Genomic DNA, 21,107 nt, shown 5'->3' with positions numbered 1-21,107 from the left:
ATCACCCCACGCGTCACCGAAGGCGTCGCCCCCGGCGGGCGGCGCCTTCGGCGTCCCCCGGTAGGTTTGGGGCCGTGTTCTACTGGCGTGCCACCGTCCCCGCCGCCGGGCCGGGCGGGGCTGCCGTGGAGCTGGCCTTCACGAGCCGCGGCGCGGCGCGCGGGCGGGGGCCGTATGCCGGCCTCAACCTCGGCGGACACGTCGGTGACGACCCCGGCGTCGTCGAGGCCAACCGGCGGCGGCTGGCCGCCGCGCTCGGGGTGCCCCGGCGGCGCTTGCTCTTCCTCGACCAGGTGCACGGCAGGACCGTCGTGCAGGCCAGCGGCCCGTGGGAGACCGAGCCTCCCCAGGGCGACGGGGCCGTCACGGCGGTGCCCGGCCTCGCGCTCGGCGTCCTCGTGGCCGACTGCGTCCCCCTCCTGCTGCACGACGCGCGAGCCGGCGTCGTCGCCGCCGTCCACGCCGGCCGCCCGGGAATGATGGCGGGGATCGCGACCGAGGCCGTGCGCCGTATGCGGGGCCTCGGCGCCCACGACGTGCATGCTGTCGTCGGGCCATCCGTGTGCGCCCGCTGCTACGAGGTCCCTGCCGAGCTGGCCGAGGCGGCCGCGGCGGTCAGTCCCGCCAGCGCCGCTCGCTCGTGGTCCGGCACGCCCGCTGTCGACGTGGCCGCCGGCGCGATCGAACAGCTCGCGGCCGAAGGCGTTGCGGTGCAAAGGATCCCGGGATGCACGCGCGAGCACGACGACCTGTACTCCTACCGCCGCGACGGGACCACCGGGCGGTTCGCCGGCGTCATCGTCCTGCGCCGACGACCTCAGGGGCTCGGGTGACCGCCCGGCGGGACGAGCTGGCCGACGGCCTGGCCCGCGTGCGGGCGCGCATCGCCGACGCCTGCCAGGCCGCCGGGCGTCCGGTGTCGGAGGTCACGCTCGTGGTCGTGACGAAGTTCTTCCCGGCCGACGACGTCCTCGAGCTGCACGGGCTCGGGGTGCGCGACTTCGGTGAGAACAGGGACCAAGAGGCCGGGCCGAAGTTCCGCCAGGTCCGCGACCAGCTGGGCGCCGCCGGCGCGCGCGACGACGTCACCCTCCACTTCGTGGGTCAGCTGCAGACCAACAAGGCCCGGCACGTTGCCGCGTATGCCGACGTCGTGCACTCGGTCGACCGGGCCCGGCTCGTCGAGGCGCTCGATCGCGGCGCGCACGCGGCGGGGCGCCGGCTGGGGGTGCTGCTCCAGGTGAGCCTCGACGGGACGACGGGTCGCGGCGGCGTGCTGCCGCAGCACGTCGACGACCTTGCCGCCGACGTGGCGAGCCGCGACCTGCTCAGGCTCTGCGGGGTCATGGCCGTCGCGCCGCGTGGAATGGATCCCGACGCGAGCTTCGCCCGCCTCGAGGAGGTCGCGGGCGGCATACGCGACCACCACCCCGAGGCCGGCTGGATCTCGGCGGGGATGAGCGGCGACCTCGAGGCCGCGATCCGGCACGGCGCGACACACCTGCGTGTCGGCACCGCAATCCTCGGCTCGCGACCCACCCTTCGGTAACGTCGAGTCCGACCGCATTTGCAATGGTTGGGAGTTGGCATGGCTGGGGCGCTGCGCAAGACGATGGTCTACCTCGGGCTGACCGAGGAGGACCCGCGTCACGATCGCTATGACGACTACGACTACGACGACCACGGGTCGCACGCCGCCCACCTCGACGAGGGCGAGCACACCGCTGCCGTGACGCCGCTGTCGGCCAAGCGGCCGGTCGCAGCCGTCGTGAGCGACGTCGAGGTCGGCCGGCTCAACCGGATCACGACGATCCACCCCCGCACCTACAACGAGGCGAAGAACATCGGCGAGTGGTTCCGCGACCAGGTGCCGGTCATCATGAACCTCAGCGACATGGACGACGCCGACGCCAAGCGCCTCGTCGACTTCGCGGCCGGGCTCGTCTTCGGGCTCCACGGCACCATCGAGCGTGTGACCTCCAAGGTCTTCCTCCTCTCGCCGGCCCACGTCGAGATCGCCGCGGAGGAGACGCAGGGCCCCCCCAGCTCCGCCCGAGGCTTCTTCAACCAGAGCTGATCCCCGATTTCGGGGGCGCCCGAGGATCGGCGAGACTGTAGCCATGGATGCCTTCTGGACGGTCTACGGGGTCGTGGTCTTCGCCTTCTTCCTCGCCCTCATCGGCCGGTTCGTCATCGACTGGGTCCAGGTGCTGGCCCGGTCGTGGCACCCGCGCGGCCCCGTCCTAGTGCTCGCCGAGGCGATCTTCACCGTGACCGACCCACCGCTGAAGGCCCTGCGCAAGATCGTGCCGTCGCCGCGGATCGGGGGCATGCGGCTCGACCTGTCGTTCCTCGTCCTGATGCTGCTCACGTCCTTCGCCCTCAACGTGCCGAGCTTCTTCTGAGACTGCTCGGAGCACCCCTCCTCGGGCTGATCCCGGCGCTGCTCGTCTGACCTGGCGCCCCCTGCTGCCCGGGGCGGCTCTTCGATAGGTTTGCCCGTATGCCGGGCCCGCACCTCCTCGGTCCCGGTTCTCCGTCCTGCATCTCCCCACTCCTTGCATCGAGGTGACCCATGGCGCTCACGCCGGAGCAGGTGCTGAACAAGCACTTCCAGACCACGCAGTTCCGTCGCGGCTACGAGGAGCGGGACGTCGACGACTTCCTCGACGAGGTCGTCGCCGAGATGCGCTCGCTCATCGGGCAGCGTGACGACTACCTCAAGCAGCTCAACGACTGCCGGGCCAGCCGGAACCAGCCGGCGATGCGTGCCGGTGTCGACGACACCGCGGACGCCGCGGCGGCCGAGGAGGCGGGCACGGTGGCGGCGTCGGCGCAGGCGCGGCTCGAGGGGCTCAACACCCAGGTGGCCGAGGCCGAGGCGCGGCTGGCGCAGGCGGAGGCAGCCGCGCGAGAGGCCGAGGTGCGGGCGGCGGAGGCCGAGGCGCGGGCGGCGGAGGCCGAGGCGCGCGCGGCCGACGTGGAGGCGGCAGCGACGGCAGCCCCCGAACGCGGCACCGACGAGGGCTCGGCTGCGGCGAGCGCGGCTGCCGTGGCGGATGGTGGGGCCGCCGGCCGGGGGGGCGACGCGGCGGCGGTCATTGCGCTCGCCCAGCGGCTGCATGACGAGCACGTCCGCAACGGCGAGGCCCGGCGTGACGAGCTCATCGCCGAGGCCCAGGCCCGGCATGACGAGCTGGTATCGGCCGGCCAGCGCCGGCACGACGAGCTGCTCGAGGCCGGAAGGCAGCGTCACGAGGAGTCGACGAGCGCCGCGGACCAGCTCGCGGCGCGGGCCGCCGCTGAACGCGACGCCATGCTGTCCGAGGCCACCGCGAAGCGCGACGAGATCCTCACCGAGGCCCGCGAGCGGGCGACCGGCATGGTCACCGAGGCCGAGCAGCGCAAGGCGGCCGTGCTCGAGGACCTCGGTCAGCAAAAGAGCCTGCTCGACCGCAAGATCGAGGAGCTGCGCGCCTTCGAGCGCAACTACCGCGCCACCCTGAAGTCCTACCTCGAGGGCCAGCTGGCCGAACTCGACGCGAGCGGCCGGCAGAGCCCGCACGGGACAACGTCGGACGTGGCCCCGCAGCCGCAGGAGGAGCCCCGCGACCAGGACGGCCCGCAGCACGGCTGAGGCGGCCGCGACCCCGTGGCCAAATCGTTGCCTGAAGTGTTTGTGCACCGTGGCCTTCCGGCCTATTCTCGGCCGCACTTGCCCACGCCGACGTGGGAGACGGGGGGCCGAGATGGGGTCCAAGAGCAGGCCGGCGGTCATCGCTGCCGGCGGCGGGCGAGCCGGCCGCGTCGTGACCGGCTCGGTCACGACACCCCCGGCGACGACAGCGACGGCGTCCCCGGCGAGGACCGCGGCGAAGAAGACGACGGCCACCAGGGCGGCGCCGCAGAAGACGGCGGCGGCCAAGAAGGCGGCGGCAGACAAGGCGGCGGCAAAGACGGCGACCGCATCCGGCTCGGCAAGGAAGAAGGCGGTGACCGTGACGGCTCCGGCGAAGAAGACGACGGGTGCGACCAAGACGGGCTCGGGGAAGACGAAGACATCAGCCGCACCCGCAAAGCCACCGGCGGCGGCGCCGGGCAGGGCACCGCGCAAGACGGCCGCGTCTGCCACGGCGGGGCGTACCGGTGCGGCGGGTACGACGGGGCGGACCGCACGGCCCCGCAAGACCACCGAGGAGGTGCGCCGCCTCGCGGAGCAGCTCGCGGTCGCGGACGACGAGAGCCCGTGGACGCCGGAGGAGCTGAAGCAGGTGCAGGCGGACCTGCTGGCCGAGCGTGAGGTCCACGTCCACGAGATCGACGAGGCGGAGGCCGAGCTGGAGGACCTGCTCCGCGGTCCCGGCGACGGCGCGGGGGACGACCAGGCCGACGCAGGGGCCAAGACCTTCGAGCGTGAGCACGAGATCGCCCTCGCCAACAACGCGCGCGACATGCTGCGCCAGGTCGAGCGGGCTCTCGAGCAGCTGGTGGCAGGCACGTACGGCGTCTGCGAGAACTGCGGCCGGCCGATCGGCAAACTTCGACTGCAGGCCTATCCGCGTGCGACCCTGTGCATGCCATGCAAGAAGAACCAGGAACGCCACTGAGCGGCAGCCCCGCACCGCCTCGCCCATCCCACGTCACCGCCGGCGACCCCGCGGCGTCCGGCCACGCCGGGGCGCCGGACCCGAGGCGGCGCCGTCGCCTCTTCGGCCTGCTCGCCGCCGTCGCGGTGCTCGCCTACGCGAGCGACCAGGGGAGCAAGGCCATCGCGTCGTCCGTGCTCGCCGACGGCATACCCCGGCCCCTTCTCGGCGACGTCATCCGCTTCCGGCTCATCGGCAACCCCGGCGCGGCCCTGTCCCTCGGCGCAGGCAGCACGTGGCTCATGACCGTCATCGCGCTGGGCGTGCTCGTGGCCATCATCGTCGTCAGCCGGGCCCTGGGCTCCCGCGCGTGGGCGGTAGCGCTCGGGCTCCTGCTGGGCAGCGCCCTCGGCAACCTCACCGACCGGTTCCTCCGGCCCCCGGGTCGCGGGCAGGGCCGGGTCGTCGACTTCATCGACTACCGCGTGTTCATCGGCAACGTGGCCGACATCTGGATCGTCGGCGCCGCCGGGCTCATCGTCGCGCTCGCACTCATCGGGATCGGGGTCGACGGGCGTCGCGAGCACCGGGCGACGCCCAGCGACGCGGGGGAGGGGCGAGGTGCCTGACGTGCGGACCGTCCTCGTGCCCGACGGGCTCGACGGCGAACGCGTCGATGCCGCGATCGCCCGGCTCTTCGGTCTCTCGCGGACCCGGGCCGCCGACCTCGCCGCCGACGGCCACGTCGTCGTCGACGGCTCCGCGGTCGCCAAGTCGCAGCGGCTGAGTGCGGGGTCGATGCTCGAGGTCAAGCTGCCCGCAGCCCCCGCAGACACCGAGTCGACCCGCGCGCAGGTCGTCGCCGAGCCCGTGCCCGGCATGACTATCGTGCACGACGACGAGGACATCGTCGTCGTGGACAAACCCATCGGCGTCGCAGCGCACCCCAGCGTCGGCTGGAAAGGACCGGACGTCGTCAGCGGCCTCGCGGCGGCCGGCTACCGGATCGCGACGTCGGGAGCCGCCGAGCGCCAAGGCATCGTCAGCCGCCTCGACGTCGGCACCTCCGGGCTCATGGTCGTCGCGAAGAGTGAGTCGGCCTACTCGCGCCTCAAGCACGCCTTCCGCAGCCGCAGCGTCGACAAGACCTACCACGCCCTCGTCCAAGGGCTGCCGGACCCGGTGGTCGGGACCGTCGATGCGCCCATCGGCCGGCACCCGGCGCACGACTACAAGTTCGCGGTGATGAAGAGCGGCAAGCCGTCGGTCACCCACTACGAGGTCATCGAGGCCTACCGGCACGCGAGCCTGCTCGACATCCACCTGGAGACGGGCCGGACGCACCAGATCCGCGTGCACTTCGCCGCCCTGCACCACCCGTGCGTCGGTGACCCGCTCTACGGCGCGGACCCGCGGCTCGCAGCGCGGCTGGGGCTGGACCGGCAGTGGCTGCACGCGGTGGGCCTCGGCTTCGAGCACCCGCGCACCGGCGAGTACGTGCACTTCGAGAGTCCCTACCCGCCCGACCTGCAGCACGCGCTGGACGTCGTCGCCACGTTGTGAGCCGGGGTCCGGGAGTGGTGCTCCCGTCCCCACCATGTGCCGACGGACGTGGTATGCCGCCACCGCCGGGACATGTCGCTGACGTCTGCTCAGATCGGCCACCCGCGTGGCGGCCCGGGCGACGCCGGTCAGTGTCCCCGGGCGGCCGTAGACTCGTCCACGATGTCCACCGCAGCCGCGCCCCCGCCGACCAGCAGCGACCCCAGCTTCGTGCACCTGCACGTGCACACGGAGTACTCCATGCTCGACGGGGCGGCCCGGATCGGTGACCTGTTCACCGAGGCCGCACGGATGGGGATGCCGGCCCTCGCGACGACCGACCACGGCTACGTCTTCGGCGCCTACGAGTTCTGGAAGAAGGCCCAGGGCACGGGTGTCAAGCCGATCATCGGCGTCGAGGCCTACCTCACCCCCGGCACCTCCCGCACCGACCGCACCAAGGTCAGCTGGGGCGACGGCGGACGGGACGACGTCTCGGGCGGCGGCGCCTACACCCACATGACGATGCTCGCCCGCGACAACGAGGGCATGCACAACCTCTTCCGCATGAGCTCGGTCGCCTCGCTCGACCAGGTCTACACGAAGTGGCCGCGCATCGACCGCGACCTGCTCGCCACCTACGGCAAGGGGCTCATCGTCACGACGGGCTGCCCGTCGAGCGAGATCCAGACCCGGCTGCGCTTCGGGCAGTACGCCGAGGCCCGTGAGGTCGCCGGTGAGCTGCGGGACCTCTTCGGCGCCGACAACGTCTACTGCGAGCTCATGGACCACGGGCTCGACATCGAGCGGCGCGTGCAGCGGGACCTGCTGCGCCTCGCCCGCGACCTCGGGCTGCCGCTCGTGGCCACCAACGACCTGCACTACACCAGGGCCGAGGACGCCAAGGCCCACGCCGCGCTGCTCTGCGTCCAGTCCGGCTCGACCCTCATGGACCCAGGCCGGTTCAAGTTCGACGCCGACGACTTCTACCTCAAGAGCGCCCAGGAGATGCGCCACGTGTGGCGCGAGCTGCCCGAGGCGTGCGACAACACGCTGCTCATCGCCGAGCGGTGCAACGTCTCCTTCACCGAGGGCGAGGGGCGCTACATGCCGCGCTTCCCGTGTCCCGAGGGCGAGGACGAGACGTCCTGGTTCATCAAGGAGGTCGAGACCGGCCTGCGGCGCCGCTTCCCCGAGGGCGTGCCGGACTACGCCCGCACCCAGGCGGCATACGAAGAGGACGTCATCGTCTCCAAGGGGTATGCCGGCTACTTCCTCGTCGTCGCGGACTTCATCAACTGGGCCAAGCGAAACGGGATCCGCGTGGGGCCGGGCCGTGGCTCGGGGGCGGGCTCCATGTGCGCCTACGCCCTGGGCATCACCGACCTGGACCCCATCCCGCACGGCCTCATCTTCGAGCGGTTCCTCAACCCCGAGCGCATGTCGATGCCCGACTTCGACGTCGACTTCGACGAGCGCCGGCGCGGCGAGGTCATCCGCTACGTCACGGAGAAGTACGGCGAGGAGCGGGTCGCCCAGATCGTCACCTACGGCACCATCAAGGCCAAGCAGGCCGTCAAGGACGCGGCCCGGGTCCTCGGTCACCCCTTCGCGATGGGGGAGAAGCTGACCAAGGCGATGCCCCCGGCGATCATGGGCAAGGACATCCCGCTCGCGGGCATCTTCGACCCCGGCCACAAGCGCTACCACGAGGCGGCCGACTTCCGCGCGGTGCACGACGAGGACCCACAGGCGCAGGAGGTCGTCGCCACGGCCCTCGGGCTCGAGGGCCTGAAACGCCAGTGGGGGGTCCACGCGGCCGGGGTCATCATGAGCAGCGAGCCGCTGGTGGACGTCATCCCCATCATGCGCCGCCTGCAGGACGGCCAGATCATCACCCAGTTCGACTACCCGAGCTGCGAGGCGCTCGGCCTGGTGAAGATGGACTTCCTCGGGCTGCGCAACCTCACCATCCTCGACGACGCCATCGACAACGTCCGGCTCAACCGCGGCGAGGAGATCGACCTCGACGCCCTGTCCCGGGACATGACGGACCCGGCGACCTACGAGCTGCTCGGCCGCGGCGACACCCTCGGGGTCTTCCAGCTCGACGGCGGCGGCATGCGCTCGCTGCTGCGCCTGATGCAGCCGGACAACTTCGAGGACATCTCCGCCGCCCTCGCGCTCTACCGGCCCGGGCCGATGGGCGTCAACGCGCACACCAACTTCGCCCTGCGCAAGAACGGCAAGCAGGAGCTGATCCCGCTCGACCCGAAGCTGAAGGGACAGCTCCAGCCGGAGATGGTCGCGGCGCTCGAGCCGATCCTGCGCACGACCTACGGCCTGGTGATCTACCAGGAGCAGGTCATGGAGATCGCCCAGCAGCTCGCCGGCTACACCCTCGGCAACGCCGACCTGCTGCGCCGGGCCATGGGCAAGAAGAAGAAGGAGGTCCTCGACGCCGAGTACGTCCCCTTCTCCGAGGGGATGAAGGCGGCCGGCTTCAACGAGGCCTCGGTCAAGGCCCTCTGGGACGTCCTCGTGCCGTTCTCCGACTACGCGTTCAACAAGGCGCACACGGCGGCATACGGCCTCGTCTCCTACTGGACGGGCTACCTCAAGGCCAACTACCCGGCCGAGTACATGGCCGCCCTGCTCACGAGCGTGCGCGACGACAAGGACAAGTCGGCGGTCTACCTCGGCGAGTGCCGACGGATGGGCATCAAGGTCCTGCCGCCCGACGTCAACGAGTCGATCGCCAACTTCGCCGCCGTCGGCACCGACATCCGCTTCGGCCTGGCCGCGGTCCGCAACGTCGGGCTGCCGGTCGTCGAGAGGATCATCGAGGCCCGCGAGGGCAAGGGCGCGTTCACGTCGTTCCAGGACTTCCTCGACAAGGTCGACTCGCTCGTGTGCAACAAGCGGACCATCGAGTCGCTGATCAAGAGCGGCGCCTTCGACTCGCTCGGCGACACCCGTCGGGGGCTCGTCGAGGTGCACGACCGCTACGTCGACGCGCTCGTCGACGTCAAGAAGCAGCAAGCCATCGGCCAGGACAGCCTCTTCGCGTCCTTCGGCTTCGGCGACCCCGACGACGGGCCCGCGCTCGGGATCGACCCGTTCGCCGGTCTGCCCCCCGTGCCGACGAGCGAGTGGGACAAGTCGACCCTGCTGTCCTTCGAGCGGGAGATGCTCGGGCTCTACGTCTCGGACCACCCGCTCTTCGGCATCGAGCACATCCTGACCCAGCACGCCGACACCCCGATCGCCTCGCTCCTCGGCGAGGAGGGCCGGCCCGACGGCACCACGGTGACGGTGGCGGGACTCATCACGAGCCTGCAGCTCAAGCGCACGAAGAAGGGCGACCTGTGGGCCATCGCCCTCGTCGAGGACCTCGACGGCGCGGTCGAGTGCCTCTTCTTCCCGTCCGCGTACCTCACCTACTCCACGATGCTGGCCCAGGACACCGTGTGCGCGGTCAAGGGCCGGGTCAGCTCCCGCGACGACTCGATCTCGATCTTCGCTCAGGAGCTGACGATCCCTGACCTCAAGGAGGGGCCCCGGGGGCCGGTGGTGCTCACCCTGCCGCTCGGTCGGGCAACGCCGGCGGTGGCCGAGAGCCTCAAGCGCGTGCTCGGCGAGCACCCGGGCGCGACCGAGGTGCACGTGAAGCTCACCCAGCCGGGCCGTTCCGTGCTCATGTCGCTCGACGACTCCCTGCGCGTCAACGCCTCCTCCGCGCTCTTCGGCGACCTCAAGGCGCTGCTCGGGCCCGCCTGCCTCGGCTGACCCATGACGCTCCCGCCGGGACCGCCCGGACAGCGCCGCGGCGGGTGGCCGTATGCCGCCGGGCCGGGTCGGCCATGAGGCCCGGGGACCGCAGGCGGCTGCGCCGCGCCCGGATGGCCGCCCTCGGGCTCTCGCCGGCTCTCGGGACGGCCGGGTCGCCAGCCGCGGCGCTGGCGGTCGTGCGGCGGCTCGGGGCGCTGCAGGCCCAGGACTACGGCAGCGGCGCCTGGTCGCTCGGCGTGCGCTCCGGCCTCACGCTGGCCCAGGTCGAGGAGGCGGTCCGGCGTCGCGAGATCGTGCGCACGTGGCCCATGCGCGGCACCATCCACTGGGTCGCCGCCGAGGACGCGCGGTGGATGGCTCGGCTGCTCGCGGGCCGGGCCATCGCCTCGTCCGCCGCTCGGCGTCGGCAGCTGGGGCTGAGCGACCGCGACCTTGAGCTCGCCCGGGGGGTCTTCGAGGAGGAGCTGCGGGAGCCGAGGAGCCGGCCCGATGTGATGCGGCTGCTCGGCGAGCACGGCGTCGACCCCACCGGTCAGCGCGGCTACCACGTCGTGGCCCACCACTGCATGACCGGGCAGCTGTGCCAGGGGCCGGTCGCGGGCCGGCAGCAGACCTTCGTGCTCGTGGACTCCTGGGTGCCGAAGCCGCTCACGCCCACGCGGGAGGAGGCCATGGTCACCGTCGTCGAGCGCTACGTCCGCGGTCACGGACCCGTGCTCGAGACCGACGTCTCCGCGTGGCTCGGGGCCACGCTGGGCTTCGTTCGTGAGGCGCTCGCCATGCTCGACGGCCGGCTCGTGCGGGAGGAGGTGGGCGGACGCAGCTGGCTGCGCCACGTGGATGCCGCAGACGGCGCCCACGGGGGAGACCTCCCACCGGCTTCGGGCTCCGTGGGGGTGCACCTGCTGCCCCAGTGGGACGAGCTGCTCCTCGGCTACCGCAGCAGGGACGTCGTGCTCGGCGACCCCGACGTCGAGCGTGTGGTGCCCGGACGCAACCTGCAGTTCCGCCCGACGGTGGTCCTCGACGGCGAGGTCGTCGGCACGTGGCGACGGCGCGAGGCGGGCGGGCGGACGCTCGTCGAGGCCGAGCTCCTCCGGGGTCTGGGGCCGCGACGGTGGCGCGAGGTCGAGCGGGCGGCGGCGGCATACGGCCGGTTCCTCGGGCGCGACGTGCACGTGCGCCCGGTGCAGGCGCCAGCCGGGCGGGAGGACTGAGTGGCGCGCGGGGCGATCCCCGCCTCCCCGCTGCCGCCGCGGCACGGCGTCGACGCGCAGCGGTTCCGGATGCCGCAGGACGGGCCGTGGGTCAGCCTGCGGGACCACCTCGTCGAGCGGCTCGCACCGGGCCTCGGCACCGAGGAGGTCGACCGCAAGCTCGCAGCCGGTGAGTTCGTGGACGCCGAGGGCCGGCCGGTGGCCCCCGACTCGCCCTTCGTGCCGCGCTCGGTCGTGTGGGCACACCGGGACCTGCCTCGGGAGGTGCCCGTGCCCTTCGGCATCGACGTGCTGCACGAGGACGATCGGGTCGTCGTCGTGGACAAGCCGCACTTCCTCGCGACGATGCCGCGGGGCCGGCACGTCGTGCAGAGCGCCCTGGCGCGGGCGCGCGTGCTCACGGGACGGCCGCGGCTCAGCCCCGCACACCGCCTCGACCGGCCGACCGCCGGGGTGCTCCTGCTCACGGCCGAGCAGCGGTGGCGCGGTGCCTACCAGCGCGTCTTCGCCGAGGGCCGGGCGCACAAGGAGTATCTCGCCGTCGCCGCGGTGCGCGAGGACCTCGAGCTCCCGCTCGTCCGGCGCAGCCACCTGGTCAAGGAGCACGGCCAGCTGCAGGCGCGCGAGGTGCCCGGCGCCGCGGCCAACGCGGAGACGCTCGTCGAGCTGCTGGGGCGGCGCGGCGACCGCGGGCTCTACCGGCTCGTGCCGCGCACGGGTCGCACCCACCAGCTGCGTTGCCAGCTCAGCGCGCTCGGCATCCCCATCGTGGGCGACTCGCTCTACCCGCACGCGCGCGACGTGCCCGACGACGACTTCACCGAGCCGCTGCAGCTGCTGGCGTCGGTGCTCGAGTTCGACGACCCGGTCGACGGCACCCGGCGCCGGTTCGTCAGTCGCCGGAGCCTCGCCGCCTGGCCACCCTGACGACCGGCCCCGGACCCTCGCCGCCTGGCCACCCTGACGACCTGCCCGGGGCTCAGCCGGCAGATCAACTGGCGGATCAACTGGCAGCTGGTGTCGTCAGGACAGCGCCGCGTGCCAGTTGATGTGCGAGTTGATCCCGCCGATCGTCAGCTGGCGGATCAGCTGGCGGTCGGTGTCGTCGAGGCGCCCGTGAGGAGCCGCAGCCGCGGCACCTACACTGCGCGCATGCAGCAGCCCCCCGTCGCCCGGCGCTCACCCGTCGTCCGTGAGCACCACGGCGACCGCTTCGAGGACCCCTACGCGTGGATGGCCGAGCGGGACACGCCGGAGTTCCTCGCGCACCTCGAGGCCGAGAACGCCCACGCGACAAGCCGCACCGAGCACCTGGCGGCGCTGACCGAGGAGCTCTACCAGGAGCTGCGCTCCCGGATCCGCGAGACCGACCTGTCGGTGCCCGTGCGCCACGACCGCTGGTGGTACTACTCCCGGACCGTCGAGGGCGAGCAGTATGCCGTCGACGCCCGCGTGCTCGTCGCCGACTGCCCGCAGCGGCCGACGCTGGAGGGCGACGAGCCGCCCGCCGGTGAGGAGGTGCTCCTCGACTCGAATGCCGAGGCGGCCGGCCACGACTTCTACTCCGTCGGCGCGAGCGAGACGTCGCCGGCCGGCGACCTGCTCGCGTATGCCGTCGACGTGACCGGCGACGAGCGCTACGACGTGCGCGTACGCCGGATCGCCACCGGCGAGGTCATCGACGAGGCGGTGCGCCGCACGGGCGGGTCGCTCGCGTGGTCGCTCGACGCCGGCCACCTCTTCTACACCCGGGTCGACGAGGCGTGGCGGCCCCACCAGGTGTGGCGCCACGAGATCGGCACCCCGCAGGAGGCGGACGTGCTCGTCCACGAGGAGGCCGACGAGCGGTTCTTCGTCGGCGTGGGCTCCTCGCGTGACGACCGGCACATCGTCATCGCCATCGGCTCCAAGACGACGAGCGAGTACCGCATTCTCGACGCCGCCGACCCGCTCGGCACGCCGCGCGTCGTCGCACCGCGACGGCAGGGCGTGGAGTACGACGTCGAGCCGGTCGGTGACCGGCTCTACGTCAGCCACAACGCGGGGCGGCCCAACTTCGAGCTCGCCGTGGCGCCGCTGACGAGCACGTCCGCCGACGAGTGGCGCCCGCTCGACGTCACCACCTCCGACGAGTACCTCACCGGCGTGGACGGCTTCGCCGACTTCCTCGTCCTCAGCCTGCGCCGCGAGGGCCAGACGGCGCTGCGGGTGGTCGCCCGGGACGACTCGTCGCCCACCGGGTTGGGGGAGCGCCACGACGTCGCCCTCGACGAGCCCGTCGTCGCCGTCCACGTCGGGTCCAACCCGGAGACGGCCACGTCCACGGTCCAGGTCGTCCACGAGTCGCTCGTCACCCCCCGGACGGTCTCCGACTACGACGTCGCCACCCGGTCCCTCACCGTGCTCAAGCAGCAGGAGGTGCTGGGCGGCCACGACCCGGCCGACTACGTGCAGCGCCGCGAGTGGGCCACGGCACCGGACGGCACCCGGATCCCCGTGTCGGTCGTCCACCACCGCGACGTCGCGGCCGACGGGACGGCGCCCGGCCTCCTCTACGGCTACGGGGCCTACGGCATCTCGAGCGACCCGTGGTTCTCGGTGCTGCGCCTCTCCCTCCTCCAGCGCGGCTGGGTCTACGCCATCGCCCACGTCCGCGGGGGGTCGGAGATGGGCCGGCCGTGGTACGACGCCGGCAAGCTTGCCGCGAAACCGAACTCCTTCGCGGACTTCATCGCCTGCGCCGACCACCTGGGGGCCTCTCGCATCGTCGACCCGGACCGCCTGGCCGCGGAGGGCGGGTCGGCCGGCGGGCTGCTCGTCGGCGCCGTGATGAACCAGGCGCCCGACCGGTTCCGCTTCGTCTCGGCCGCCGTGCCCTTCGTCGACGCGCTCACGACGATCCTCGACCCGACGATGCCCCTCACCGTCATCGAGTGGGAGGAGTGGGGCAACCCCCTGCAGGACCCGGCGGCCTACGCGCTCATGAAGTCCTACACCCCGTACGAGAACGTCGCGCCCGTGCGCTACCCCGCGCTGCTCGTCACGACGAGCCTGCACGACACCCGCGTCTACGCCACCGAGCCGGCCAAGTGGGTCGCCGCGCTGCGCCACGCCACGCGCGACCTGACGGACGCGGCCCCGGTCCTCTTCCGCACCGAGATGGCGGCCGGCCACGGCGGCCAGTCGGGGCGGTACCGCCTGTGGCGGCAGTGGGCCTGGGAGACCGCCGTGCTGCTCGACCTCACAGCGCCACGCTCGGCGGCCGAGACCGTGGCGATCCCCTCCGAGGTGGGCACCTAGAATCGGGACATGATGTCCCGCCTCGACCTGCGCGGGCGCACGCTCGACGTGCGCTTCCTGCGCAGCGCCCTGCCCCGAGCCGAGTTCGACGTGACGACCGCCCTCGAGCAGGTGCGGCCCATCTGTGCGGCCGTCGAGCATCGGGGTGCGGAGGCGCTACGCGAGCTGGGAGAGCGCTTCGACGGGGTGCGGCCGGCGTCCCTGCGGGTGCCCGCGCGCGTGCTGCAGGCCGCCCTCGACGCCCTCTCGCCCGACCTTCGGGCCGCGCTCGAGGAGGCGATCCGCCGGGCCCGGCTCGTGCACGCCGACCAGCGCCGCACCGACACCACGACCCAGGTCGTGGCCGGCGGCACCGTCACGGAGCGCTGGGTGCCGGTCGACCGCGTCGGGCTCTACGTCCCGGGCGGTCTGGCGGTCTACCCGAGCAGCGTCATCATGAACGTCGTTCCCGCGCAGCTCGCGCAGGTCGGCTCCCTCGCCGTCGCCTCGCCGCCGCAGAAGGAGAACACCGGCGTCTTCGCCGGCTACCCCAACCCGACCATCCTCGCCACGTGCGCGCTCCTCGGGGTCGACGAGGTGTATGCCGTCGGCGGCGCCCAGGCCGTCGCCATGTTCGCCTACGGCTTCGAGGAGGAGCTCGACGGCGAGCGCGTCGGGTGCGAGCCCGCGTCGCTCGTGACGGGCCCGGGCAACATCTGGGTCGTCGCGGCCAAGCGCCTCCTCAAGGGCCTCATCGGCATCGACGCCGAGGCGGGGCCCACCGAGATCGCCATCCTCGCCGACGCCACGGCCGACCCGGAGCTCGTCGCCGCAGACCTCATCAGCCAGGCCGAGCACGACCCGCTCGCCGCGTCGGTGCTCGTCACCGACAGCGAGGAGCTCGCCGACGCCGCCGACGCCGCCCTGGCCCGCCGCGTGCCCGCGACGAAACACTCGGAGCGGGTCGCGACCGCGCTGCGCGGCACGCAGTCGCGGGTCGTCCTCGTCGACGACGTGGACGCGGGCCTCACCGTCGTCAACGCGTATGCCGCGGAGCACCTCGAGGTCCAGACGCGGGACGCCGCCGCGGTCGCTGCCCGCGTCCGCAACGCCGGCGCCGTCTTCGTCGGGCCGCACGCGCCGGTCAGCCTGGGCGACTACGCCGCCGGCTCCAACCACGTCCTGCCGACCGCCGGTTGCGCCGTGCACTCGAGCGGCCTGTCGGTCCAGTCGTTCCTGCGCGGGATCCACGTCGTCGACTACGACGAGGACGCCCTGCGGGAGGTGGCCCGGCACGTCGTCACCCTGGCTCAGGCCGAGGACCTGCCCGCGCACGGCGAGGCGATCACCGCTCGGTTCGGCGACGAGGTCCCCGCGTGACGGGCGCGGCGAGCGAGGTCCAGCGTCTGCTGCGCGAGGACCTGCGGGGCCGCACGGCCTACGGCGCCCCGCAGCTCGACGTCCCGGTCCGGCTCAACACCAACGAGTGCTCCTACCCGGTGCCGGAGGTCGTCGTCCAGGCGGTCCTCGCCGCGCTGGCGGCCGACCTGCCGCACCTCAACCGCTACCCCGACCGCGACTTCGCCGACCTGCGCAAGGCGCTCACGGCATACGTCGAGAAACAGTCCGGGGTGGCCGTGACACCCGAGCAGGTGTGGGCGGGCAACGGCTCCAACGAGGTCCTCTCGCACATCGTGCAGGCCTTCGGCGGCCCGGGCCGCACGGCGCTCGGGTTCACGCCGAGCTACTCGATGCACCCGATCATCAGCGAGACGCTCGGCATGACCTGGGTCGACGGGGCGCGTGACCGCGAGACGTTCGTCGTCAGGCCCGAGTCGGCGGCCGAGCAGGCGCGCAGCCACGACCCGTCGATCGTGTTCCTCTGCTCGCCCAACAACCCGACCGGCACGGCCCTGCCCTTCGAGGTCATCGGGGCCGTGCTCGAGGCGGCCCCCGACGCGGTCGTCATCGTCGACGAGGCGTATGCCGAGTTCGCCCGGCCCGGCACCCGCACCGCCCTGGAGCTGCTCACGGACAACCCGCGCCTGGTCGTGACGCGAACGATGAGCAAGGCCTTCGCGTTTGCCGGCGGCCGCCTCGGATACCTTGTCGCCGCAAGCGAGTTCGTCGACGCCCTGCGCCTCGTGCGGCTGCCCTACCACCTGTCGACGCCGACGCAGACGATCGCCCGCGTGGCGCTCGAGCACGCCGACCTCATGCTCGGCACCGTCGAGGCGATCAAGCAGGAGCGCGACCGCATCGTCGCGACCCTCGCCGGGCTCGGCACTCGTCCGGTCGAAAGCGACTCCAACTTCGTCCTGTTCGGCGGGCTCACCGACGAGCAGGCCACGTGGCAGGCGCTGCTCGACGCCGGAGTGCTCGTCCGCGACGTCGGGATCCCGCACCACCTGCGGGTCACGGCAGGCACGCCCGAGGAGACGACGCGCTTCCTCGAGGTCATGGCGGCCCTGGCCCCGACCCACGTCCAGCGACCGACGGCGCACGCCGGAAAGCAGGAGTCATGACCCCCACGACCGCCCCCCGCACGGCGCGGATCAGCCGCACGACCAAGGAGTCCTCGATCGAGCTGACGCTCGACCTCGACGGCACGGGTGAGTCCGACGTCTCCACCGGAGCGCCGTTCTTCGACCACATGCTCGCCTCGCTGGCCAAGCACTCCCTGGTCGACCTCACGGTCAAGGCGACCGGCGACATCGAGGTCGACGTCCACCACACCGTCGAGGACACCGCCATCGTCCTCGGGCAGGCGCTGCGCGAGGCGCTCGGCGACAAGGCGGGCATCTCCCGCTTCGGCGACGCCCTCGTGCCGCTCGACGAGGCGCTGTGCCAGGCCGTCGTGGATCTCGCCGGCCGGCCCTACGTCGTGCACGAGGGGGAGCCGGCCGGCCAGGAGTACGTCCTGATCGGCGGTCACTTCACGGGGTCCATGACCCGGCACGTCTTCGAGGCGCTCGCCTTCAACGCCGGGATCTGCCTGCACGTGCGCGTCCTCGCCGGCCGCGACCCGCACCACATCGTCGAGGCGCAGTTCAAGGCGGTGGCGCGGGCCCTGCGTGCCGCCATCGAGCGCGACTCGCGGGTCGTCGGCATCCCGAGCGCCAAGGGCGCGCTCTGAGATGGGGCGCTGACATGGGCGGCGGGGTCGGCCCCGATGTCGTCGTCTTCGACTACGGCAGCGGCAACATCCGCTCGGCCGTGCGCGCGCTGGAGCGGGTCGGGGCGACGGTGACGCTCACCGCCGACCCGGAGGCGGCGCTCGCGGCCGACGGGCTCTTCGTGCCGGGGGTCGGCAACTTCCACGCGTGCCTCGCGGGCCTCAAGGCCGCCCAGGGGCCGCGCATCATCGAGCGCCGGATCGCCGGCGGTCGCCCCGTGCTCGGCGTCTGCGTCGGCATGCAGGTGCTCTTCGACGGCTCGACCGAGCCGTCCGCCTCGCCCACCGAGGGGCTCGGCGAGTGGCCGGGCGTCGTCGAGCGGCTGCCGGCGGCGGTCGTGCCGCACATGGGCTGGTCTCCGGTCGAGCCGGGGAAGGGCTCGAAGCTCTTCGCGGGCGTGGAGCAGGAGCGCTTCTACTTCGTCCATTCGTATGCCGTGCAGACCTGGACGCTGCACCCGACCGGGGCGTTCGCCGCCGTCGCGCCGACGGTGTCGTGGTCCGAGCACGGCGGCCCCTTCGTCGCGGCCGTCGAGAACGGGCCGCTCAGCGCCACCCAGTTCCACCCCGAGAAGTCCGGCGCCGCCGGGCTGCACCTGCTGGAGAACTGGGTCCGCACGTTGTCCTGAGCCCGGTCCTGACGGCCGCATCCGACCCCCGCATCCGACCCCGCATCCGACCGAGCCGCTGACGCAAGGAGACTGACCAGACATGCCCGAACAGCCCCGACTCGAGCTGCTGCCAGCGGTCGACATCTCCGACGGGCAGGCGGTGCAGCTCGTCCAAGGGGTGGCCGGCACCGGCGGCCGCTTCGGCGACCCGTGGGAGGCCGCGAAGACGTGGCAGGAGCAGGGCGCGGAGTGGATCCACCTCGTCGACCTCGACGCCGCCTTCGGGCGCGGCAGCAACCTCGAGCTCATCGACTCGATCGTCGGACGCCTCGACATCCGCGTGGAGCTGTCCGGCGGCATCCGCGACGCCGAGTCGCTGGCCGCGGCGCTCGCGACCGGCTGCCGACGGGTCAACATCGGCACGGCGGCGCTGGAGGACCCGGAGTGGACGGCGTCCGTCATCGCCGACCACGGCGACCGCGTCGCCATCGGGCTCGACGTGCGGGGCACCACGCTTGCCGCGCGCGGGTGGACCCGCGACGGGGGGGACCTGTGGGACACGCTGAAGCGCCTCGACGCCGAGGGGTGCGCTCGCTACGTCGTCACCGACGTCAACAAGGACGGCATGCTCCAGGGGCCCAACGTGCCGCTGCTGACCGAGGTGTGCTCCCGCACGGACCGCCCGGTCGTCGCCTCGGGGGGCGTCTCGACGCTGGAGGACATCTGCGTGCTGCGCGGCCTCGTGCCCTCGGGCGTCGAGGGCGCCATCATCGGGTCGGCCCTCTACCAGGGCGCGTTCACCCTGCCGGAGGCGCTCGACCTGGCGGGGCGACCCGCCTGATGGCTCCTCCCGGCGCGCACGTCGACGCCTCGGGCCGACCCGCCGACTCGGCCGGCCAGGCGTGGGCCGGCAAGCGCATCCCGTCCTCGGGCTTCGGCCAGGACACGGGCGCGGCGGACCCGCGGCTCGCGGCGGCGCTGCGCGCGACGGCGGCGGCGGCGACGCCGGAGTCCGAGACGGAGCTGCTCAGGCGGGTGGCCGCGGCGCGCTGGCTCGTCCCCGTCGTCGCGATCCCCACCGAGACCGACACGTCGGGCACGTCCGTCGTGGACACCCGCAGCGACATGGCGGCCGTCACCCTCACCGCGCCCGACGGCTCCCGGGCCCTGCCCATGTTCTCGTCCACGGACAGCCTCGCGGAGTGGGACCCCTCGGCGAGGCCCGTGCCGGTGCGGGCGGCCACCGCCGCGCAGGCGGCCATCACCGAGCAGTGCCAGGCCCTCCTCGTCGACGTCGCCTCGGCCGAGGCCACCGTGCTGCGCCCCAGCATGGTGTGGGCGCTCGCGCAGGAACGCACCTGGCTGCCGGCCCACCTCGACGGGCACGTGGACGCGGCGGTCGCGGCCGCCGTGCGCGACGAGGCCGACGTCACGGCATACCGGCTCGAGGCCGGCACGCCGGCAGGCGCCGGGGTGCTCCGGGTCGTCCTCACGCTGACCGCCGGCCTGCCCCGCGACGCCGTCGCCGGCGTGGCGACCCGGATCGGCGAGCGCCTCGCGACCGACGGGGAGACCCGCGCGCGGGTCGACGCGCTGACCTTCGCGCTCGAGGCGGCCCGGTGAGCGGTCCCCTGGGCCTCGTCGTCGACCCGGCCCTCGACGCCCGGCGCCGCGCCGACCTGCGGCGGATGCGCTCCCTCGCGACCGGTCTGCTCCTCCTCGCCGCCCTGGTCTACGTCGTCACGCGGGGCCACGACGGCGGGCTCCTCGGCTACGTCAACGCCGGTGCCGAGGCGTCCATGGTGGGGGCGTGCGCCGACTGGTTCGCCGTGACCGCCATCTTTCGGCATCCCCTCGGCCTGCCCATCCCGCACACCGCGCTCATCCCCCGCAAGAAGGAGATGATCGGCCGCAGCCTCGAGGAGTTCGTGGGCGAGAACTTCCTGCGCGAGGAGGTCATCCGGGACCGCGTCCTCGACGCCGAGCCGACCCGAAGGCTGGCGGAGTGGGCGCTCGCTCCCGGCCACGCGAAACGGCTGGTCGACGAGGTGGCCGCGGTGACGGTGCACGTGCTGCACCGGATCCCCGACGCCGAGGTGCAGGCGGTGCTCGAGCAGGCCGTGCTGCCGCGGCTCGTCCAGGAGCCGGTCAGCGGGCTGGCCGGCGGCCTGCTCGACCAGGTGGTGCGCGACCGCGCGCACGTCGGGCTCGTCGACCTCGCGCTGGACGAGGGCCGGCGCTGGCTCGTCGACAACGAGGACCTCTTCGAGGCGCTCATTCTCGAGCGGGCTCCTGCCTGGGTCCCGCAGGCGGTCAACGACCTCGTGGCCCGGCGGGTGCACATCGAGGCGCTGCGGTGGCTCGCCGACATCCGGCGCGACGAGGCGCACAGCGTCCGGGTGGCCCTCGACCGGCTGCTGCTCGACCTGGCTGACGGTCTCCAGCACGACCCGGCGACCCAGGAGCGGGCCGAGCGGTTCAAGGAGCGGCTGCTCACCCATCCCCAGGTGGCGGTGACCGCCATGTCGCTGTGGCGCTCCTTCCGGGGGGTCGCCGTAGCCGCCCTCGAGGACCCGGAGGGCCCGGTCCGGGCGCGAGGCGTGGCCGAGGTGCGCGCGCTCGCGGAGCGGCTGTCCGCCGACCACGAGCTGCGGGGCCGGATCGACCGCCGGATCGGCGACGCCGCGGTGTATGCCGTCGAGCGCTACGGCACGGAGCTCACTCGGGTGATCAGCCACACGGTCGAGCGCTGGGACGGCCGGGAGACCGCCGAGCGGGTCGAGCTGCAGGTGGGGCGCGACCTGCAGTTCATCCGGATCAACGGCACCCTCGTCGGCGGCCTCATCGGCGTGCTCATCCACGCCGTGTCCCAGCTGCTGTCCTGACCGGGCTGTTTCCGGGCCCA

19 protein-coding genes are annotated in these 21,107 nt (G+C 73.1%); all 19 read left to right on the top strand.

Translation table 11 applies throughout. The features are described from left to right. The first annotated feature begins 74 nt into the window (after positions 1-74). The 19 genes from pgeF (at position 75) to VFJ94_RS08270 (ending at position 21,087) form a co-directional block, all read left to right on the top strand. A complete protein-coding gene (pgeF, locus tag VFJ94_RS08360; protein WP_325003738.1) occupies positions 75-833 on the top strand; it encodes a peptidoglycan editing factor PgeF in 759 nt (252 codons plus the stop codon). Then, positions 830-1,549, top strand: a complete 720-nt coding sequence (locus VFJ94_RS08355; protein ID WP_325003737.1) for a YggS family pyridoxal phosphate-dependent enzyme — start codon at positions 830-832, stop codon at positions 1,547-1,549. Before pgeF ends, VFJ94_RS08355 begins: the two co-directional genes overlap by 4 nt. 39 nt (positions 1,550-1,588) lie before the next feature. After that, complete coding sequence (locus VFJ94_RS08350; protein WP_325003736.1) at positions 1,589-2,077, top strand: cell division protein SepF; 489 nt, start codon at positions 1,589-1,591, stop codon at positions 2,075-2,077. Positions 2,078-2,120: 43 nt separating this feature from the next. Continuing rightward, positions 2,121-2,405, top strand: a complete 285-nt coding sequence (locus VFJ94_RS08345) for a YggT family protein (protein ID WP_325003735.1) — start codon at positions 2,121-2,123, stop codon at positions 2,403-2,405. A gap of 170 nt (positions 2,406-2,575) precedes the next feature. Next, a complete protein-coding gene (locus VFJ94_RS08340; RefSeq protein WP_325003734.1) occupies positions 2,576-3,637 on the top strand; it encodes a DivIVA domain-containing protein in 1,062 nt (353 codons plus the stop codon). A gap of 112 nt (positions 3,638-3,749) precedes the next feature. Next, positions 3,750-4,607: a TraR/DksA family transcriptional regulator gene (locus tag VFJ94_RS08335; protein ID WP_325003733.1), complete on the top strand. Its 858-nt coding sequence runs from the start codon at positions 3,750-3,752 to the stop codon at positions 4,605-4,607. Further along, on the top strand, positions 4,580-5,215 hold the full coding sequence (locus VFJ94_RS08330) for a signal peptidase II (RefSeq protein ID WP_325003732.1): 636 nt from the start codon (positions 4,580-4,582) through the stop codon (positions 5,213-5,215). Before VFJ94_RS08335 ends, VFJ94_RS08330 begins: the two co-directional genes overlap by 28 nt. Then, positions 5,208-6,149: an RluA family pseudouridine synthase gene (locus VFJ94_RS08325; protein WP_325003731.1), complete on the top strand. Its 942-nt coding sequence runs from the start codon at positions 5,208-5,210 to the stop codon at positions 6,147-6,149. Before VFJ94_RS08330 ends, VFJ94_RS08325 begins: the two co-directional genes overlap by 8 nt. A gap of 162 nt (positions 6,150-6,311) precedes the next feature. After that, the gene (dnaE, locus tag VFJ94_RS08320; RefSeq protein ID WP_325003730.1) at positions 6,312-9,917 is read left to right on the top strand and encodes a DNA polymerase III subunit alpha; all 3,606 of its coding nucleotides are present in this window, start codon (positions 6,312-6,314) and stop codon (positions 9,915-9,917) included. Positions 9,918-9,991: 74 nt separating this feature from the next. Next, the gene (locus tag VFJ94_RS08315) at positions 9,992-11,137 is read left to right on the top strand and encodes a winged helix DNA-binding domain-containing protein (RefSeq protein WP_325003729.1); all 1,146 of its coding nucleotides are present in this window, start codon (positions 9,992-9,994) and stop codon (positions 11,135-11,137) included. Then, on the top strand, positions 11,138-12,064 hold the full coding sequence (locus tag VFJ94_RS08310) for a pseudouridine synthase (protein WP_325003728.1): 927 nt from the start codon (positions 11,138-11,140) through the stop codon (positions 12,062-12,064). A 225-nt stretch (positions 12,065-12,289) separates the two neighbouring features. After that, the gene (locus VFJ94_RS08305) at positions 12,290-14,437 is read left to right on the top strand and encodes a S9 family peptidase (RefSeq protein ID WP_325003727.1); all 2,148 of its coding nucleotides are present in this window, start codon (positions 12,290-12,292) and stop codon (positions 14,435-14,437) included. Positions 14,438-14,446: 9 nt separating this feature from the next. After that, the gene (gene hisD / locus VFJ94_RS08300) at positions 14,447-15,796 is read left to right on the top strand and encodes a histidinol dehydrogenase (protein WP_325003726.1); all 1,350 of its coding nucleotides are present in this window, start codon (positions 14,447-14,449) and stop codon (positions 15,794-15,796) included. Further along, positions 15,793-16,941: a histidinol-phosphate transaminase gene (locus VFJ94_RS08295; RefSeq protein ID WP_325003725.1), complete on the top strand. Its 1,149-nt coding sequence runs from the start codon at positions 15,793-15,795 to the stop codon at positions 16,939-16,941. The genes hisD and VFJ94_RS08295 overlap by 4 nt, the downstream gene beginning before the upstream one ends. Beyond that, positions 16,938-17,552, top strand: a complete 615-nt coding sequence (gene hisB, locus VFJ94_RS08290) for an imidazoleglycerol-phosphate dehydratase HisB (RefSeq protein WP_325003724.1) — start codon at positions 16,938-16,940, stop codon at positions 17,550-17,552. Before VFJ94_RS08295 ends, hisB begins: the two co-directional genes overlap by 4 nt. Positions 17,553-17,566: 14 nt before the next feature. Continuing rightward, on the top strand, positions 17,567-18,220 hold the full coding sequence (gene hisH / locus VFJ94_RS08285) for an imidazole glycerol phosphate synthase subunit HisH (protein WP_325003723.1): 654 nt from the start codon (positions 17,567-17,569) through the stop codon (positions 18,218-18,220). Between the two features lie 82 nt (positions 18,221-18,302). Further along, positions 18,303-19,043: a bifunctional 1-(5-phosphoribosyl)-5-((5-phosphoribosylamino)methylideneamino)imidazole-4-carboxamide isomerase/phosphoribosylanthranilate isomerase PriA gene (priA, locus tag VFJ94_RS08280; protein WP_325003722.1), complete on the top strand. Its 741-nt coding sequence runs from the start codon at positions 18,303-18,305 to the stop codon at positions 19,041-19,043. Next, positions 19,043-19,825 carry an SseB family protein gene (locus tag VFJ94_RS08275; protein WP_325003721.1) on the top strand — a complete coding sequence of 261 codons (783 nt, stop codon included), beginning with the start codon at positions 19,043-19,045 and terminating at the stop codon, positions 19,823-19,825. The genes priA and VFJ94_RS08275 overlap by 1 nt, the downstream gene beginning before the upstream one ends. Continuing rightward, positions 19,822-21,087 carry a DUF445 domain-containing protein gene (locus VFJ94_RS08270; protein ID WP_325003720.1) on the top strand — a complete coding sequence of 422 codons (1,266 nt, stop codon included), beginning with the start codon at positions 19,822-19,824 and terminating at the stop codon, positions 21,085-21,087. Before VFJ94_RS08275 ends, VFJ94_RS08270 begins: the two co-directional genes overlap by 4 nt. Positions 21,088-21,107 lie beyond the last annotated feature (20 nt).

It is taken from the genome of Intrasporangium sp. (genome assembly GCF_035688975.1).
Lineage (GTDB): Bacteria > Actinomycetota > Actinomycetes > Actinomycetales > Dermatophilaceae > CALMNV01.
This window is presented reverse-complemented; position numbering and strand designations above follow the sequence as displayed.